The sequence below is a fragment of the Flavobacterium cryophilum genome (assembly GCF_048286555.1).
Classification (GTDB): domain Bacteria; phylum Bacteroidota; class Bacteroidia; order Flavobacteriales; family Flavobacteriaceae; genus Flavobacterium.
On record NZ_JBLVPZ010000008.1, the window covers coordinates 152,072 to 168,894 of the forward strand.

Here is a 16,823-nt window from a genome sequence, read left to right on the forward strand (position 1 = left end):
GGAAAAATTCAAAAATCAGGAGCTAATCCGGCTGTCCATTACAATTCCTCACTACAAAACTTGTTTTTCTAAAGCGCAAGAAAGCTTCTTTCAGTCGCTTTTTGCGCTTTGAAAAACTACATTTTGAAGCTCTGGGATTTTCATTTCCATCCGGGCTAAAAAACAATGCCCAAAAACACATTTATTACTATATTTGTGCCTTCGTGTCCTCGCGGCAAAATTAAAAAAACATGTACGAAAAAACGTTTCCCAATAAAAGATTCAAACATACTTTAGAATTTTTAAAAAAACACCTCTCCACTTCAGAGACTATCTTAGACTTAGGCGTTGAAAATCCTTTTTCTAAAATCATGAAATCCGAAGGATTTACAGTTACAAATTCAACAGGTGAAGATTTAGATAAGGATCGATCTGTATTTTCAACAGAAAGAAAAGATGTGGTAACGGCTTTCGAAATCTTCGAACATTTACTAAATCCGTATACAATTTTAAGCGAAATAAAATCGGATAAACTTTTTATTTCAATACCAATGCGCTTGTGGTTTTCACCTGCCTACAGAAGCAAAACCGATCTGTGGGACAGACATTACCACGAATTTGAAGATTGGCAATTGGACTGGCTTTTGGAAAAAACAGGATGGAAAATAATTGACCGTCAAAAATGGACAAATCCAGTAAAGAAATTTGGTCTTCGTCCCTTATTACGAAAATTCACCAACCGCTATTATATTGTTTACGCTGAAAAAATCCAATAAATTTAAGATTGTAGATTAACGATTTCTGATTTCTGATTTTTAATTAACGTTTTACAGCAAATCGTTAATCTAAAATTTAAAATCTAAAATCTAAAATTTTTTAAATGAATTATTATATTGTCATTCCGGCTCATAATGAAGAAGCCTTCATCGCTTTAACTTTAGATTCTTTGATCTCTCAAACTGTTTTACCCAAAAAATTGGTCATTGTCAATGACAACTCGACTGATAAAACGGCTGAAATAGTAACCGCTTATGCTAAAGCATTTCCATTTATATCATTGGTAAACAAAACCTCAAGCGCCATACATTTACCGGGAAGTAAAGTAATTCAGGCTTTTCACAAAGGTTTCGAAACATTAGATGAAGAGTATGATGTAATTGTAAAACTGGATGCCGATTTAATTCTGCCTAACAACTATTTCGAAACTATTTTAAATATTTTTGACAAAGACGCATCAATCGGAATGGCTGGCGGATTTGCCTACATTGAAAAGAATGGCGCATGGATTCTGGAAAACCTAACCGATAAGGACCACATTCGTGGCGCATTTAAAGCCTATAGAAAAGCATGTTTCCAACAAATAGGGAATTTAAAACCTGCTATGGGTTGGGACACCGTTGACGAATTATTGTCTAAATTCTACGGATGGAAAGTCGTTACAGATGCTTCATTAATCGTAAAACACTTGAAACCAACAGGAGCTAACTACAACAAAACAGCGCGTTATAAGCAAGGAGAAGCTTTTTACACTTTAGGCTACGGATTTTTAATTACTTCCATAGCTTCGGCAAAACTTGCGATGATGAAAAAGCAACCGTTACTTTTTTTAGATTACATCAACGGTTTTTGGAAAGCAAAAGTAGCTAAAACACCATTATTGGTAACCCCAGAACAAGCTAAATTTATTCGCGAGTACCGTTTAAAGAAAATGAAAGAAAAAATTTTCTAACGAAAACTACGAACGCAAAACTTATAACTCATAACTATTTTTGTAATTTAGCCCATATTCACAAAACTATGATGCTCATTCGATATATAACGCAGATAGGAAGATACTTCTTAATGCTAAAAGAAATTTTCAACAAACAGACGAAATGGTCTGTGATGAGAAATCTAATTTTCAAGGAAATAGACGATTTAATTATTGATTCCCTCGGTATTGTAGCGTTCATTTCTTTCTTTGTTGGAGGAGTTGTTGCCATACAAACTGCGTTGAACCTGACCAATCCGTTAATTCCAAAATACCTTATTGGTTTTGCCACACGCCAATCTGTAATATTAGAATTTGCTCCTACTTTCATCTCCGTGATTATGGCGGGAAAAATGGGTTCTTTTATTACATCCAGTATTGGAACTATGCGAGTGACAGAACAAATCGATGCGTTAGAAGTGATGGGAGTAAATTCCTTGAACTATCTGGTTTTCCCTAAAATAGTAGCCTTATTATTATATCCATTCCTAATCGGAATCGCAATGTTTCTAGGTGTTTTGGGTGGCTGGATGGCCGGTGTTTATGGTGGTTTTATCTCAAGCGCCGAGTTTATAAGTGGCACCCAGATGGATTTCATCCCTTATCATATTGCTTATGCATTCATCAAAACACTGATATTCGCTATGTTACTGGCCACAATACCCTCTTTTCATGGATATTACATGAAAGGTGGCGCGCTTGAAGTAGGTAAAGCCAGTACCGTCGCTTTTGTTTGGACATCAGTTTCCATAATACTATTCAATTATATATTAACACAGTTGTTACTCGGATCATGATAGAAGTACAAAACATAGAAAAATCTTTTGGCGGTATCAAAATACTTAAAGGTATTTCCACCGTTTTTGAAACCGGAAAGACTAATTTAATTATTGGACAAAGTGGATCGGGAAAGACAGTTTTGCTTAAAAGTCTTTTAGGCATTCATACGCCGGAATCTGGAACTATTTCATTTGATAGCCGAATATACTCTGAATTAACACCGGATGAAAAGCGAGATCTACGAACTGAAATAGGAATGGTTTTTCAAGGAAGTGCCTTGTTTGACTCCATGACTGTTGCAGAGAACGTTGGTTTTCCATTACGAATGTTCACCAAAGACAACAAGGCAAAAATTCAGCAACGCGTAGACTTTGTATTAAAAAGAGTCGACCTCACTGACGCGCATAAAAAACTACCTTCACAAATTTCAGGAGGTATGCAAAAACGGGTAGCCATTGCCCGTGCGATTGTGAACAATCCAAAATATCTATTTTGTGATGAACCAAACTCAGGTCTAGATCCCAATACGGCCATATTGATCGATAATCTTATCAAAGAAATCACTGAAGAGTATGATATCACAACGGTAATAAACACGCATGATATGAACTCCGTAATGGAAATTGGCGAGAAAATTTTGTTCTTAAAAGATGGTTTAAAAGCATGGGAAGGAACTAAAGAAGAAATTTTCAGAACCGATAATGAGGATGTTACAGCCTTCGTCTATTCTTCAAATTTATTCAAAAAAGTACGGGAAGCGTATTTGAAAGAGTAAAAACACTCTAAATCAAGCTCTCTTTTTTCATTAACAACAACAATACATTTGACAAAGGTTTAATAAACAGCTACATAATAAAAAATGATTTTTTGCTGCCAATGATTTTAGAGAAAGATAAATACCAAACTAATGATTGTATTTTTTAAACATTATTTTTTAAAGTTATGTTTTATACCAATATTGATTAGATTATTCATAACATGCTGATCATTATCAAAAATAAGCGCTGGTATTTTTGCCTTTCTTCCACCAAAATAGGTTTCAAAATCAACATAGATGGCTGTTTTATTGTTTAAAAAATAATTGAAACCCAATCCTGAAATTGAACACCCATAATTTTTCGGATAGTCCGTTTTTAAATTCTCAGAATAATTGATATAACTACTTTTGGTTTCAAAACTGTGCGCATACCCCAATTTCAAACTTCCGCCAAAGTTTTTAAAAATTCTAAACTCCCATTTTATAGTTACAGGAATAGAAATAACGGCTCCCTTAAAAACACCGGAATACGCATCGCTACCTAAATCAAACCAACTTCCACTATGAGTATCTGGTTTGTAAAATGAAACTCCCGTCTCAAAATATTTAATTCTCCCCGAAAGACTCCAATGTCTCTCCGTATAATATTCTGCCAAAATCCCTCCTTGAAGTGATTTATTCGGCTCACCTAGCTTGAAAGAGGTTATCGTATTCAAACCCATTTCTGCCCCAAAATACCAATTGCCTTTTGGACTGATGATTGCGATTTTTGCAGTTTCTTGTGCGTTTATCAAAAAAGGCATAAAGATCAATACGAGATTAATGATTGCATTTTTCATGTTTTTATTATTCAAATAAAGTTTTAAAAAATACTAGTAGAGTTGTAAACAAGAATAGTAGGTTTTTCATAATGTAACTGTTTTTGTAAAGTTAAGACCATACTGTAAATATAAGATAAAATTTACATAAAATTACCGTATAAATAACAGTTTCACATTTGCACGCATAAAAGAACAACTACTAATCAAGTGATTATAGAATTTGTTTATTCTTCTAATGTCTTCAAAAAAGTACGGGAGACGTATTTGAAAGAGTAAATCTAACTGGATTTCAACAGTTCCACCTCAGCATTAGGATTGAATAAATACGTTTTCCCAGAACTCATTTCCAGGCATTCAAAACGCTTGGTTCTAACGGCTATTTTCTTGAAAATCTTTCCGTTTTGGATTCGGAAGACACTGCCGTACGGAATCTCGAAAACGTAGTTTTTATCGTTTTGCTGGTCAAATTGCTTCAGTGCCAAAGCCAACGTAGCATCAGTATCGCTGCTGGCTGTTGGATTTTTGAAATGTCGAGCCAGTAAAGGCAATAAATGATTCGGGAAAATTTCAGGTCGGATATAGGGAATCATTAACCGTTGAAAAGAATATTTCCACTCATTCCCATGAGGTTTGATATGTCGCCCAAATTTTTCAAAAGCCACCAAATGCGAGATTTCATGAATCAACGTAATCAAGAACTTGTATTTATTCAGATTCGAATTGACTGTGATTTCGTGCTTCCCGTTCAAACCTTTTCGATAATCCCCATGACGGGTCTGACGCTCATTGACAATCTTAAGATGCACTTGATTGGCAACAATAAGTTCGAAAACGGGTTTTACCGCATGCTCTGGAATGTATCTGGCTAAGGTTTCGCTCAAAATAGTTATGAGTTATAAATTAAGGGTTTGTAGAAGAAACTTGCAACACTTTGCCGTTGAAATATTTATTTCCAGTCAACGTAAAATCATAAATATAATTGGCCATTTCACTCGCTGATAGTGGTGCTTGATAGCCGGGAAAAGCTTCTGCAAGCATTTCGGTTTGTACAGCGCCCAAAGCTAAAACATTGAAAGAAATTCCACGCTCTTTATATTCTTCGGTCAATAACTCTGACAGCGTAATCACGGCGCCTTTACTCGAACTATAAGCTGAAAGTCCCGCAAACTTTAAACTGCCCTGAATCCCGCCCACAGAACTTATCGTTACTACGTGGCTTCCTTTTTGTAAATACGGCAAACAAACGCGAGTCAAATTAGCAACACCAAAAACATTGACTTTATAGATGTTTTCAAAATCTTCCTGCGTTGTTTCTGAAAAGGGTTTCAACAATAAACTTCCAGCATTATGAATGACTGCATCTATTTGTTTCCAAGACTTGGACAGAAAATCAGTTACTTTCACTAACTCCGATTCATTGGATAAATCAACCGAAAGACAGGTGATATTTTGGTTTCCCAATAAAGCTTGAGGAATTTTTCTGGAAATGGCTAGTACTTGGTGTCCTGCATTGGCAAATTTCAGCGCCAACTCAAATCCTATTCCTCTGCTCGTTCCTGTGATGATGATATTTTTCATGAAGCAAAAATAAACAAAAACGGCAAAAAAGTAACGCTTTAAGCAAAGGATTGTTGCACCAATAAAAATTAAAGAATTCTATAATTTTACTTATTTTTGACATAGTAAGTACCATCTGAATTCTCCTAAAAAAAGCACAAACCATGCAATTTGAAACCGCAAAAATGAGTGACATTGATGGTGTATTGGCTTTACAGGACTTGTATCTTGTCGCTAATTTATCGGACCAAGAAAAAGCGTTCGGCTTTGTTACCACACCATTTACAATACAACAACTAACCGAAGTTATCCAAAAAGAAGAATTGTTTATTACCAAAGACAACAACAAAATCATTGCTTATATTTTTGCCGGAAGTTGGGATTTTTTCCAACAATGGCCCATTTTCAAGTATATGAGTTCATTGTTTCCGCAACTTACCTTTTTAGATTTTGAAATTACCACCACCAATACTTTTCAATACGGCCCCATTTGCATTCATAAGGAATATCGAGGAAAAGGATTGATAAAGCCATTGTTTGAATTCATGAGAGCACACATGGTGCAAAAATTCCCATTGAGTTTGACTTTCATCAACAAAATTAATATTCCGTCCGCAAAAGCGCATACCGAAAAATTAAAATGGACTGTAATTGGAGATTTTCAATTCAACAATAATGAGTACTTTATTTTAGCGTATGACATGAATCAGGCAGTTTCTTAAACTCTTTCAGCATTATGATTACTTGTGTCGCGTCAAACTTTTGTGTTATGACCGCAGATGTTGAGAGACAACCGACGAAAACGAAAGAAAAAGATAGGAATACTATTTTTATGATTTGTGCCGTTTATTTTTTTCAAAATTGCATTTACTTTTTACAATATGATTTAATTCCGATAGTATTTCTTGTAAACTTTTATCATTTGTACAAAAGCCAAAACCACAAAAAATGACGGAATTATTATTGGCATTACATATTTAGAAAAGCTTGTTGTGTTTTGAGATAACGAGTTTAATATTAAGATCAACGTTAACATCCCAAAAAATGTACCTATTAGTGTCCCTGAAACATAAAATAGTTTTAGCTTTTTTACTGTCAAAATATAATTCCCATTCATCAAATAAAGGTTCCAACCGGTCCAAAATGGCACTTGAAGGAAATTGATACAATTTAAAAATATTCCAATAAAGAAAGGAGAATACATTGCATATTTCTCTAAAATCCCATGTTGACCAATCGTCTGACTGGAATTTGAATAAAAAGAATAGCCTAAAATTAGCAGAAAGAAAATGGCAAAAAAATCAATAATCTTTATTAATTTTTTATTCTTGACCAATTGCTTTGCGAAAATTAAAGTGAAATAAATCACAAACATTTCTACAAAAATCACTCCCAGCAAAAAGAAAACCAAACTGTTCATTCCCTGTTTTGAATAAATTTCAAAACCGATGACATTTAAATATCCCAGCGGTATGGAACCGATAAAACTCACCAAAAAACCAATAAAAATGTTCTTTAATGCCTTCACAATTTCAGAAATTTACAATTTTATTGCTTTGTTCCAGATGCATTCTATACTCCTTCATACCGTCTTTATGTTTTAAATACGGAGCTCCATTTTTATGGTTTGCCACACTTATTTCATACAGGTACGTAATATGACGCGCGAGTTCTTTCCAGGCAAAAAACAAAGAATGTTTTGGGTCATAAATATGCGTGGGTTCACTTGCTGCACCATTCAATTCAACGATAGAAAAGTTTAATCCTCGTTCTAATTCGTCTATTGTATTGTACATTACATCCAATCGCCCAAAGTAGAATCCGGGAATTTGCAAGCACATTTCATTAATCATTTTTGTCAATTTCGGGGTTATCCAATGACTACCATCAATAAATTTAGCGCCTCGTGCGTGATTCCCATAAGGCACTAAATTTAACTTTTCTTCCTTAGGCAAAATATCGAGTAGTTTTTTTCCATATTCCTGTTGCAAAACCTTTAATCGCAGCTCATATCGAGGATTTTCTTTGATTAATTCTTCTACAGTAGAATATCCGTTTCCGGTAATAATCAGAAATTCTTTAGACACTATTCCTGTAATTCTACCCGTTTTTTCATGAGGATAACGCACATAGAAAATCCCAACTTCGTTCTCGTACGGAATTAAATCCTGTATCAGGAAATCGAAATTTGCTTTTTCTGCATAACATTTTAATTCGCCAATCGTATTAATTTTTTTAACCCCTGATCCTCGCAGCCCAATATCTGGTTTAGCAATCAAAGGATATTTTATTTTTGCTGTTTCAATGATATTTAAAATTTCTTCAAGGGCAGTTCCCTCGTTGATTAATTCCGTTTTTGGGTAATATTGTTGTGGAATCAAATTGTAAATTTGTTTTTTGGACTCCATCATAAAACCACCATTTTTAATGGTTGGGTTAGAGGCGTTAAAGAAAAAAATAGATTTTGCCTTGATCGAATAATAGGACCATAAAAAATAAATAGGAATATAAACGATCTGGAAAGGCCAGTATTCCCAATGCGTAATTTTATGAAAAAATAGTTTGCTTCGCCTGTTCGTCATAACTCGGGTCAATATAATTTTTTTAAACGGTGATAAATGAGGTGAAAAAATCCTGTTGGGTAACCAAATCGTAATGCAATATAGCTACTTTATTTTTTTCAACAACCGACTGCGTGATACTTAACGTTTTCATCTCGTCATTTCGATTGATTACTAACCCGTTTTCATCATTTCCTTTTTCGGTGTAGCGATGAAAATCATGCATTTTTGATTCGGAGATTTCAGAATTTCTATCCATAAAAGCATGAAACCATTGCGAGCGTTTATCACGAATTGCAGACGAATACAACGTTGATGAAGACCACACATGATTTTGATGAATGTCTAAAGATTTTGTGTCTTTTTCTTTTCCATTCCAGCGCAATTGAAAAAGAGCCTTGTTTTGGAATAAAACTAACGTAAAAGGTTCGATGTTTTGTAAGTCAATTTCGGTCCAGAAATCCTTTGGCGAAATGCTGCTGATCACATCTAAAACAATTAAACCGCGGCTCTTTCGATACGGAAGTTTCACCTCATGCTTTTCGTCGGCACCATTTAAAAGCACCAAAATTGTTCCGTCTTCTTTAGCAACAAACCAAGTTCCACCAGCTTTTGGGTCCTTTGGAAAAATAAGATTTTTTCCGTTTACGGCGTAATTCCTTGGAGGTATTGCACTCGGTCTGATTGTTTTTTCATCCCGATTGGAAGTAATGATAATTTTATCATTCGTTGCTACAAAACTTACTGTGCACATTGTTTTCTATATTCTATTGTAGATCGAGCAACTCCAAAATTAGGATCTAATGTTACTGTTTCACATTGCAAAATAGCGACTTTTATAAGCGCCTGATGATGAATACAATGTTCTAAATTATAAAGCAATTCTCTAAAATAGTTGCTTCCTATACGGATTTCTTCTCCATCGATAATTTGCAGCAACTCGATGTTTTTATTTTTTTTATCTAAGTTTTGTTGAATCGACGCTATATTTTCAATAGCAAAAACAGTATCCGTTTGAATACGTGTATTTCGTTCTCTTCTATCATAATTTACAATGCCAAAATCATATTGATTTTCCAGGCACTGAAACATTTCAATAATATGTCTTGTATGCTCCCCGATAGTTGCATCACTTAATTCCGCACAGGAATTTGAATATTCATTTTGAGACAATTGCTTCAGCAAATCAGTTAGTTCGTTTAAACTATTTTTAATAGAAGGTATTAGCATATTTAAATTTTAATTCAACAAATTCATTACTTTAGTTTTATCTTTAAACACTAAAATAACACAACAAAGAAAGGTAATGAGCGCCAAAATAAAAAGTGTACCACCATCATTTTTAACTTCAATACCAAGCACGAACAGGTGAGCAAAAATCGCACCAACCATAATGCCGCAACCCAATAAAGCACCAAAAATTGAAGTTCTTGGTATTAAAATCAAGATTGCTGTAATCAATTCGGCAATTCCTGTACCAATCCTTCCATAAGGTTCTATTCCTAAAGCAGAAAAAATATAAATCGATTCTTCGCTGGCTGTAAATTTGAAGTACAATGTTTGCACTAAAATTACCACCACCACGAGTCGTAGTATCCAGAAAAATACACCTGATTTCATGATTTCTATTTTTATTGTTTTATTATTTTACTCCAATTGTCATCGGCCTTCCTCATCAATCCAGCTTCCTCTTTATTCCAACTTTTCAGTGTATTATTGAAAAACGCGTTGTAAAACAAATACAACTTCCCATTAATAATTTTGAAAGTTTCCGGATTTACAGAAACTTTTTCATTAGAGTCTCCCATTGCAAAGGCACACCAACCTCCGTATTGCGTTCATATTTTGACGGATTCTTCAAGAAATATTCTTTGTTAACTGCCATCGAAAAATAATAAACCACATTTTCATGTAATGTTGTTATTTCTTTTTTTCCTTTGACTGCTTTTCCTTGTTTGAAATAAGCCACAGGATCATATCCTTGAATAGCCACCTTTTTTTCCAGATTAAAATGAGTTACTCGTATGTCAACCTTTTGCGAAAAGCTAGAAAGAGTACACAGTACGGTTAGGATGCACAAGAGCTTTTTCATGAGTTATTTATTTAAAGCCTTAGCAGCGGCAATTAACAAATCATTTGAAATTCTGTTTTTATAATTTGGAGTGATGTGTTCAAATTCAATTTCAGCATTTGTATTTAGAATAAACACCGCCGGAACAGGTACAAAAGAACTGTTCATGCCATCAGAACCTTTAGTGATGTTAGTTTTATAATTTTCCGGGGCTTGAAAAGCAATTCCAACAGCTTTCGACAATTCCCCTGTACTGTCAGACAATAACAAATAATTTAATTTTTGTTTTTCATCCGTAACCCTCAAACTTTTTGGAGCATCCGGACTTATGGCGATAATTTGATAGCCTAAATCCAGTAATTGTTTTTCGGCTTCTCCTAATGCAGCTAAATGAGCATTACAATATGGACACCATCCGCCACGGTAAAAAACTAAAACCGTTCTTTTCTTGCTGATTAATTCCGTCAAATTAACAGCCGTATTTTCTACTGATTTTAAAATAAAATTAGGGATTTTTTCTCCAATAAGTAATGGAGCGATTTCTGTGGCTACTTTTGGCAAGTCATTTTGAGCGTGAACTGATAATCCAATTGCAAATAAAGCCAAACAAATAATTTTTTTCATAGTGTTACTTTTTAATGTTGTAAAACTACTGTGAAATTTTAAAATGATTTGTCGGTTATGTTACAGTTCCATTAAAATAATTATAATTTACTGATATCCGTAATAATGATTTCTTTCCTACTGTAAATGATGGTCCCATTATTTTCCATTTCATTAAGCAGTTGAGTTGCTGTTTGTCTTGAAGTACAAATAATTTGCGCAATATCGTTTTGGGTTAAATAATTTTCAACAACCACTTTATTATCTGTTCTTCGGCCTTCTTTTTCAGCCCAATCCTTTAAAAACTGAAACATTCTGGTTTTAGCATCTTTAGAAATCAAATTAGAATAACTGTTTTTAATGCGCTTCATTTTCAAACCTACAAACTTGGTGTAAGACAAAGCCAAACTTGGATTTCGCAACAGTAGATCTTCAAAATCCGACATTAAAAAACTACAGATAGCCACATCATCAGAAAGTACTTTTGCATACTCATTAGATTGACTGTCGGCTTCCAAAGCCAATTCCCCAAATAAATCCCCTTTTTGAATAATATCTTTAATTGTTTCATTGCCGTCCTCATCAACTGCCACAATTTTTATATTTCCTTTTTTTAGCAGAAATATTTTTGGCAAATCCGAAGAAGAAAAATAAATAATTTCGCCTTTCTTCGCTTTTTTAAAACCAGTAATAATACATAATTGTCTGATTTGTCCAAAACTCAAAGTTCTGAACAATTTGTGATCGCGCAAATACCAATATTTTAATTCATCGTACATAAAAGTAAATCTTTAAGTAAATGTAGTATTTTTTTTAAATTAAAAACCATTAAGAAATTAAGATTCATTAAGACAGATTACGCCTTAATTCTCTTAATTCCTTAATGGTTTGAAAATATATTTTTTACTAGATGGTTAACTAGGAAATCAAAGTTCTTGAAATTACAATTCTTTGTATTTCAGAAGTTCCTTCATAAATCTGAGTAATTTTAGCATCACGCATCATACGCTCCACGTGATATTCAGCTACATATCCATTCCCACCGTGAATTTGGACAGCTTCAATTGTTGTATCCATAGCGGTTTGCGAAGCAAATAATTTAGCCATAGCTCCTGATTGTGAAATATCTTTGCCTTCATCTCTTTCTGATGCCGCTTTAAGAACCAGCATTTTTGCCGCCATAATTTGAGTAGCCATATCCGCCAACTTAAAAGCGATTGCTTGGTGTTTAAAAATTTCTTTTCCAAAAGCTTTTCTTTCTTGTGAATATTTCAATGCCAACTCATACGCTCCGGTTGCTATTCCCAATGCTTGAGAAGCAATACCTATTCGTCCTCCGTTTAAAACTGCCATCGCAAAATTAAATCCAAAACCGTCTTCTCCAATTCGGTTTTCTTTTGGAACTTTTACATCAGTGAACATTAAAGAATGCGTATCTGATCCACGAATTCCCATTTTCTTTTCTTTTGGTCCAATATCAAATCCTGCCCAACCTTTTTCAACAATAAAAGCATTGATTCCTTTATGTCCTTTTTCAATATCCGTTTGCGCAATTATAATATAAGTCGATGCCGAAGAACCATTGGTTATCCAGTTTTTTGTACCATTTAACAGGTAATGATCTCCTTTATCAAAAGCGGTTGTTTTTTGTGAAGTGGCATCTGAACCCGCTTCTGGTTCTGACAGACAAAAGGCTCCAATCACTTCTCCTTTTGCTAGCGGAACCAAATATTTCATTTTTTGTTCTTCATTACAATATTTTTCTATACCGGCACAGACTAATGAATTATTTACAGACATAATTACAGCCGCAGAAGCATCTACTTTTGAGATTTCAGTCATAGCCAAAACATACGAAATACTATCTAAACCAGATCCACCATATTTAGGGTCGACCATCATTCCCATGAAACCCAAATCAGCCATCATTTTCACCTGCTCAGTAGGAAACTTTGAATGTTCGTCTCTTTCTATAACTCCAGCTAATAATTCAGCATTTGCAAAATCTCGTGCCGCTTGTTGAATCATTAAATGCTCTTCAGTAAGATTAAAATCCATATTTTTATAGTAAATTAAATGTTCTTAAATTTGTGGTCAAAAGTAATTATTAAAAATCAGATTTCAAACGATTTCGTAAATTTAGCCAATGTTTAAAGAAAACTATACAATTATAGGGGTTATGTCAGGCACGTCTCTTGATGGAGTAGATTTGGCACATATTAGCTTTACTGTCAAAAACAACAAATGGGACTTTCAAATTCTTGCTTCCGAAACCGTTTCTTACACAGCCGATTGGCTGAACAAATTAAAAATAGCTGTCGATTTTTCTAAAGTTGCGCTTGAAAAATTAAATCAAGACTACACGGAGCTTCTGGCTACTATTATTACTAATTTTATCGTCAAACACGAAATAAAAGATCTCGACGCCGTGTGTTCTCACGGACATACTATTTTACACCAACCACAAAATGGATTTACGCTTCAAATTGGTAATTTACCCGAATTCGCCACTTTAATTAATCAAAAGGTAGTTTGTGATTTTAGAGTTCAGGACGTACAACTCGGTGGTCAAGGCGCACCTTTGGTTCCTATTGGTGACCGAATTTTATTTCCTGAATATGATTACTGCATGAATTTAGGCGGCTTTTCGAATGTGTCTTTTGAACAAAATAACAAACGAATCGCCTTTGACATATCACCTGTAAATACCGTTTTGAATTTTTATGCGAACCAATTGGGTTTGAATTATGATGACAAAGGCAGTATTTCAAAAACAGGAATTTGTAATGATGCATTGTTAAATGAATTAAATGCATTGGATTTCTATCAAAAAAAACACCCTAAATCATTGGGTTATGAATTTGTAAAAGAAACTGTCCTACCTATTATCGACAGCTATTTGATTCCAATTGAAGACAAATTACACACTTTCACGGAACATGTGGCTCTACAAATTGCATTGGCTCTGCCAAATAAAAACGGCACTCTTTTTATAACTGGTGGTGGTGCTTACAATGATTTTCTTGTCGAGAGAATTCATTTCCACTTACCCAAAATGAAAATTATAATTCCGTCAGCTAAAATCCTGGAATTTAAAGAAGCGCTGATTTTTGCACTTCTCGGAGTTTTAAAATTGCGCGGAGAAATTAACGTTTTGAGCAGTGTAACCGGGGCGAAAACAGATCACAGTTCTGGATTTATTTATTCTCCAAAATAAAATTAAAAATAGATAATTCACATTATTCTATTTTTTATATTTGCCAAAATTAAATATATCGCAACAAATGAAAGATTTATTAAAGAAATTCGAAAATAAAGAACCTGAAATAGTCTTTCATTGGAAAGATGCCGAAACGGAAGCTGAAGGATGGACAGTCATCAATTCGCTACGTGGTGGTGCTGCCGGTGGTGGAACTAGAATGAGAAAAGGGTTGGATATGAATGAAGTTTTGTCTTTGGCAAAAACAATGGAAGTGAAATTTTCGGTTTCTGGACCTGCTATTGGCGGAGCTAAATCTGGTATTAATTTTGATCCGAACGATCCAAGAAAAAAAGGCGTTTTACAACGTTGGTACAAAGCCGTTTCTCCTTTATTAAAGAGTTACTACGGAACTGGCGGCGATTTAAATGTTGATGAAATTCACGAAGTAATTCCCATGACGGAAGAATGCGGTGTTTGGCATCCACAAGAGGGCGTTTTTAACGGTCATTTTAAACCTACAGAAGCGGATAAAATTAACAGAATTGGACAATTGCGTCAAGGCGTTGTGAAAGTGATTGAAAACCCAAAATTCTCACCTGATGTTTCCAGAAAATATACGATTGCTGATATGATTACCGGTTACGGCGTTGCCGAAGCCGTTCGTAATTACTACACAATTTATGGCGGAGATGTAAAAGGAAAGAAAGCAATCGTGCAAGGTTTTGGAAATGTAGGTTCTGCTGCCGCTTTTTACCTAGCCGAAATGGGTGCTAAAGTAATTGGAATTATCGATAGAGACGGTGGATTAATCAACGAAGAAGGATTCTCTTTTGAAGAAATAAGAGCCTTGTTCCTCGCCAAAGACGGAAACAAACTAGTTGCCGAAAACATGATTCCTTTTGAAGAAATCAATCAGAAAATATGGACAATAGGTGCTGAAATATTCACTCCCTGTGCCGCTTCCCGATTGGTTACTCAATCTCAAATTGACAGTTTAATTGCTAATGGTCTTGAAGTAATTTCTTGTGGTGCGAATGTTCCTTTTGCGGATACAGCGATCTTTTTTGGTCCAATTATGGAAGATGTAGATCATAAAGTGAGTTTGATTCCAGATTTTATTTCTAACTGTGGTATGGCGCGCGTTTTTGCTTACTTCATGGAAAAGAAAGTACAAATGACGGATGAAGCTATCTTTCAAGACACATCAGAAATCATTAAAAAAGCAATTGAAAAAGCACATGCCTTGAATCCAAGTAAAACAAATATCAGTGCTACCGCTTTTGAAATCGCATTGAAGCAGCTTACTTAAAATACAATGGTATTCTTTACCCCGTTGGGTGTAATTCAATTCGTTTAATTTTTTAACCACATAGAAACATAGATTTTTACTTTATGGAAGGCGTTTCACTTTTTTAGTAAAAACCATGGCTAGGTGAACTCAAGAATTGGGCTATGTGACTCTTTTTTTCTATGTTTCTATGTGGTTCGATTTTTTTTAAAATTAATTTGAATTTTTATTAATATTACCCAACGGACTATTCTTTATTCTCGGAACTGGGATTAAGAAGATTTTAAAATCTATTTAATCCCTTTTCTCATTTCTAGTTTTAAGCGAAAGCAATCTTATTTATATTCTGGCAGTCGCTTTTTACTCTTAACAATTTTTAGTACTTTTCCACGTTTTTTATTCATACACTTTTTTAAATTAAAAATACAAATGAGTTCCACCATTTCATCAGATCAAAAGAAATCGTTAGCACTATCCATTCTTCTGTATGCGACAATGTTGTTGATTTTATTTTTCATCCGATTTTGGCCACCTGCGAATATGGATGAACTTGCCGGCGGTGGCGGTGGCGGTGGCGTTACCGTTAATTTTGGTGACAGCGATTTAGGTTCTGGTGCAAATTATAAAAGCGAAGTTTTAGACGTAAAAAGCCAAAACCGACAAACCCCTGCAAAATCAACTCCTGATGAAGCTATTTTATCTCAAGAAAACAGCACTGAAGAAAGTGTTGTGATTCCGACAAAAGAAAAAACTAAAAAACCAGCAGTTGTCATAAAAGAATTAACTAAACAAGTGGTTGTAAAGCCTAAGGTTTCTAACAATACCAATGATGCTTTATCCAGCATACTAAAAGGCTCCAATAAAGGTGGCGATGGCGATGACAAAGCATCTGGAAACAAAGGAAAAGCTAACGGAAGCTTGAGTTCTAATGGCTATTATGGAACGGGTGGTTCCGGTGGAGGAAATGGCGGAGGAAATGGTACTGGAAGCGGAATAGGAACTGGCAGTGGCTATGGCTCCGGAAGCGGTGGTGGTTCCGGAAGTGGCTCCGGCGGCGGAGTCGGATATTCGTTAGGAAACAGAAAAGCACTCTCAAAACCAGCACCAAAATATACGTGTAATGAACAAGGAAAAGTTGTTGTTGAAGTATCAGTAGATAGATCCGGAAGGACTGTGAATGCAGTTGCCGGTGTAAAAGGAACAACCAATACCGCAAAATGTTTATTAGATCAAGCTAGAATTGCTGCTATGAATACGAGATGGGATGCCAGCAGCGATGCTCCGGAAAAACAAGTAGGTAAGATTGTTTATAATTTCAATTTGAATTAGAGCAATTAGGAAGCGTATTTTTTTTATGTTTTTTTAAAACAACCTCTCTATCTTACGATTGCGAGGAACAAGGTAATGACAACTGCGTAACATCAGATACAAATTTGCGTGAGGGATAGCAGCAA

20 protein-coding genes are annotated in these 16,823 nt (G+C 34.8%); 8 read left to right on the top strand and 12 right to left on the bottom strand.

The window, feature by feature from the left end:
* Window positions 1–230: 230 nt before the first annotated feature.
* The 4 genes from ACNQGJ_RS12595 to ACNQGJ_RS12610 all read left to right on the top strand — a co-directional run bounded on the left by ACNQGJ_RS12595 (window position 231) and on the right by ACNQGJ_RS12610 (window position 3,284).
* The gene (locus ACNQGJ_RS12595; protein WP_417973254.1) at window positions 231–755 is read left to right on the top strand and encodes a class I SAM-dependent methyltransferase; all 525 of its coding nucleotides are present in this window, start codon (window positions 231–233) and stop codon (window positions 753–755) included.
* Between the two features lie 104 nt (window positions 756–859).
* A complete protein-coding gene (locus tag ACNQGJ_RS12600) occupies window positions 860–1,708 on the top strand; it encodes a glycosyltransferase family 2 protein (protein ID WP_417973256.1) in 849 nt (282 codons plus the stop codon).
* A gap of 68 nt (window positions 1,709–1,776) precedes the next feature.
* A complete protein-coding gene (locus ACNQGJ_RS12605; RefSeq protein WP_417973258.1) occupies window positions 1,777–2,526 on the top strand; it encodes an MlaE family ABC transporter permease in 750 nt (249 codons plus the stop codon).
* Window positions 2,523–3,284: an ABC transporter ATP-binding protein gene (locus ACNQGJ_RS12610; RefSeq protein ID WP_417973261.1), complete on the top strand. Its 762-nt coding sequence runs from the start codon at window positions 2,523–2,525 to the stop codon at window positions 3,282–3,284. The genes ACNQGJ_RS12605 and ACNQGJ_RS12610 overlap by 4 nt, the downstream gene beginning before the upstream one ends.
* A 152-nt stretch (window positions 3,285–3,436) precedes the next feature.
* Here ACNQGJ_RS12610 and ACNQGJ_RS12615 read toward each other — a convergent pair whose 3' ends face one another.
* The 3 genes from ACNQGJ_RS12615 to ACNQGJ_RS12625 form a co-directional block, all read right to left on the bottom strand.
* Window positions 3,437–4,105, bottom strand: coding sequence for an outer membrane beta-barrel protein (locus tag ACNQGJ_RS12615; RefSeq protein WP_417973263.1), 669 nt, complete (start codon window positions 4,103–4,105; stop codon window positions 3,437–3,439).
* 260 nt (window positions 4,106–4,365) lie between these two features.
* On the bottom strand, window positions 4,366–4,968 hold the full coding sequence (locus ACNQGJ_RS12620; RefSeq protein ID WP_417973265.1) for a SprT-like domain-containing protein: 603 nt from the start codon (window positions 4,966–4,968) through the stop codon (window positions 4,366–4,368).
* Between the two features lie 19 nt (window positions 4,969–4,987).
* The gene (locus tag ACNQGJ_RS12625) at window positions 4,988–5,665 is read right to left on the bottom strand and encodes an SDR family NAD(P)-dependent oxidoreductase (RefSeq protein ID WP_417973267.1); all 678 of its coding nucleotides are present in this window, start codon (window positions 5,663–5,665) and stop codon (window positions 4,988–4,990) included.
* A gap of 143 nt (window positions 5,666–5,808) precedes the next feature.
* On the opposite strand from ACNQGJ_RS12625, the gene ACNQGJ_RS12630 reads away from it, so the two are divergent.
* On the top strand, window positions 5,809–6,366 hold the full coding sequence (locus ACNQGJ_RS12630; RefSeq protein ID WP_417973269.1) for a GNAT family acetyltransferase: 558 nt from the start codon (window positions 5,809–5,811) through the stop codon (window positions 6,364–6,366).
* Window positions 6,367–6,530: 164 nt separating this feature from the next.
* Here ACNQGJ_RS12630 and ACNQGJ_RS12635 read toward each other — a convergent pair whose 3' ends face one another.
* The 9 genes from ACNQGJ_RS12635 to ACNQGJ_RS12675 all read right to left on the bottom strand — a co-directional run bounded on the left by ACNQGJ_RS12635 (window position 6,531) and on the right by ACNQGJ_RS12675 (window position 12,937).
* A complete protein-coding gene (locus ACNQGJ_RS12635; RefSeq protein WP_417973271.1) occupies window positions 6,531–7,172 on the bottom strand; it encodes a hypothetical protein in 642 nt (213 codons plus the stop codon).
* Window positions 7,173–7,176: 4 nt separating this feature from the next.
* A complete protein-coding gene (locus tag ACNQGJ_RS12640; protein ID WP_417973273.1) occupies window positions 7,177–8,226 on the bottom strand; it encodes an ATP-grasp domain-containing protein in 1,050 nt (349 codons plus the stop codon).
* 22 nt (window positions 8,227–8,248) lie between these two features.
* Window positions 8,249–8,959: an NRDE family protein gene (locus ACNQGJ_RS12645; protein ID WP_417973275.1), complete on the bottom strand. Its 711-nt coding sequence runs from the start codon at window positions 8,957–8,959 to the stop codon at window positions 8,249–8,251.
* Complete coding sequence (locus ACNQGJ_RS12650) at window positions 8,947–9,435, bottom strand: DinB family protein (protein ID WP_417973277.1); 489 nt, start codon at window positions 9,433–9,435, stop codon at window positions 8,947–8,949. Before ACNQGJ_RS12650 ends, ACNQGJ_RS12645 begins: the two co-directional genes overlap by 13 nt.
* Before the next feature lie 9 nt (window positions 9,436–9,444).
* Entirely contained in the window at window positions 9,445–9,825 is a 381-nt protein-coding gene (locus ACNQGJ_RS12655) for a DoxX family protein (RefSeq protein WP_417973280.1), read from the bottom strand.
* 157 nt (window positions 9,826–9,982) lie between these two features.
* A complete protein-coding gene (locus ACNQGJ_RS12660) occupies window positions 9,983–10,297 on the bottom strand; it encodes a hypothetical protein (RefSeq protein WP_417973281.1) in 315 nt (104 codons plus the stop codon).
* A gap of 3 nt (window positions 10,298–10,300) precedes the next feature.
* Entirely contained in the window at window positions 10,301–10,900 is a 600-nt protein-coding gene (locus tag ACNQGJ_RS12665; protein WP_417973283.1) for a peroxiredoxin-like family protein, read from the bottom strand.
* Between the two features lie 80 nt (window positions 10,901–10,980).
* Window positions 10,981–11,658 (bottom strand): Crp/Fnr family transcriptional regulator, encoded by a 678-nt coding sequence (locus ACNQGJ_RS12670; protein WP_417973285.1) that lies wholly within the window; start codon window positions 11,656–11,658, stop codon window positions 10,981–10,983.
* 139 nt (window positions 11,659–11,797) lie between these two features.
* On the bottom strand, window positions 11,798–12,937 hold the full coding sequence (locus ACNQGJ_RS12675) for an acyl-CoA dehydrogenase family protein (protein ID WP_417973287.1): 1,140 nt from the start codon (window positions 12,935–12,937) through the stop codon (window positions 11,798–11,800).
* A gap of 88 nt (window positions 12,938–13,025) precedes the next feature.
* On the opposite strand from ACNQGJ_RS12675, the gene ACNQGJ_RS12680 reads away from it, so the two are divergent.
* From ACNQGJ_RS12680 to ACNQGJ_RS12690, 3 genes are all read left to right on the top strand, one after another.
* Complete coding sequence (locus ACNQGJ_RS12680) at window positions 13,026–14,096, top strand: anhydro-N-acetylmuramic acid kinase (RefSeq protein ID WP_417973289.1); 1,071 nt, start codon at window positions 13,026–13,028, stop codon at window positions 14,094–14,096.
* Window positions 14,097–14,163: 67 nt separating this feature from the next.
* Window positions 14,164–15,390, top strand: coding sequence for a Glu/Leu/Phe/Val dehydrogenase dimerization domain-containing protein (locus tag ACNQGJ_RS12685; RefSeq protein WP_282711823.1), 1,227 nt, complete (start codon window positions 14,164–14,166; stop codon window positions 15,388–15,390).
* 408 nt (window positions 15,391–15,798) lie between these two features.
* Window positions 15,799–16,698, top strand: coding sequence for an energy transducer TonB (locus tag ACNQGJ_RS12690; protein ID WP_417973291.1), 900 nt, complete (start codon window positions 15,799–15,801; stop codon window positions 16,696–16,698).
* Window positions 16,699–16,823: the final 125 nt, after the last annotated feature.

Coding starts and splice junctions, on each gene's coding strand:
- ACNQGJ_RS12690 (WP_417973291.1), top strand. CDS start 15,799: ATGAGTTCCACCATTTCATCAGATCAAAAGAAATCGTTAGCACTATCC.
- ACNQGJ_RS12685 (WP_282711823.1), top strand. CDS start 14,164: ATGAAAGATTTATTAAAGAAATTCGAAAATAAAGAACCTGAAATAGTC.
- ACNQGJ_RS12665 (WP_417973283.1), bottom strand. CDS start 10,900: ATGAAAAAAATTATTTGTTTGGCTTTATTTGCAATTGGATTATCAGTT.
- ACNQGJ_RS12640 (WP_417973273.1), bottom strand. CDS start 8,226: ATGACGAACAGGCGAAGCAAACTATTTTTTCATAAAATTACGCATTGG.
- ACNQGJ_RS12655 (WP_417973280.1), bottom strand. CDS start 9,825: ATGAAATCAGGTGTATTTTTCTGGATACTACGACTCGTGGTGGTGGTA.
- ACNQGJ_RS12600 (WP_417973256.1), top strand. CDS start 860: ATGAATTATTATATTGTCATTCCGGCTCATAATGAAGAAGCCTTCATC.
- ACNQGJ_RS12670 (WP_417973285.1), bottom strand. CDS start 11,658: ATGTACGATGAATTAAAATATTGGTATTTGCGCGATCACAAATTGTTC.
- ACNQGJ_RS12610 (WP_417973261.1), top strand. CDS start 2,523: ATGATAGAAGTACAAAACATAGAAAAATCTTTTGGCGGTATCAAAATA.
- ACNQGJ_RS12615 (WP_417973263.1), bottom strand. CDS start 4,105: ATGAAAAATGCAATCATTAATCTCGTATTGATCTTTATGCCTTTTTTG.
- ACNQGJ_RS12595 (WP_417973254.1), top strand. CDS start 231: ATGTACGAAAAAACGTTTCCCAATAAAAGATTCAAACATACTTTAGAA.
- ACNQGJ_RS12660 (WP_417973281.1), bottom strand. CDS start 10,297: ATGAAAAAGCTCTTGTGCATCCTAACCGTACTGTGTACTCTTTCTAGC.
- ACNQGJ_RS12605 (WP_417973258.1), top strand. CDS start 1,777: ATGATGCTCATTCGATATATAACGCAGATAGGAAGATACTTCTTAATG.
- ACNQGJ_RS12645 (WP_417973275.1), bottom strand. CDS start 8,959: ATGTGCACAGTAAGTTTTGTAGCAACGAATGATAAAATTATCATTACT.
- ACNQGJ_RS12680 (WP_417973289.1), top strand. CDS start 13,026: ATGTTTAAAGAAAACTATACAATTATAGGGGTTATGTCAGGCACGTCT.
- ACNQGJ_RS12630 (WP_417973269.1), top strand. CDS start 5,809: ATGCAATTTGAAACCGCAAAAATGAGTGACATTGATGGTGTATTGGCT.
- ACNQGJ_RS12625 (WP_417973267.1), bottom strand. CDS start 5,665: ATGAAAAATATCATCATCACAGGAACGAGCAGAGGAATAGGATTTGAG.
- ACNQGJ_RS12675 (WP_417973287.1), bottom strand. CDS start 12,937: ATGGATTTTAATCTTACTGAAGAGCATTTAATGATTCAACAAGCGGCA.
- ACNQGJ_RS12650 (WP_417973277.1), bottom strand. CDS start 9,435: ATGCTAATACCTTCTATTAAAAATAGTTTAAACGAACTAACTGATTTG.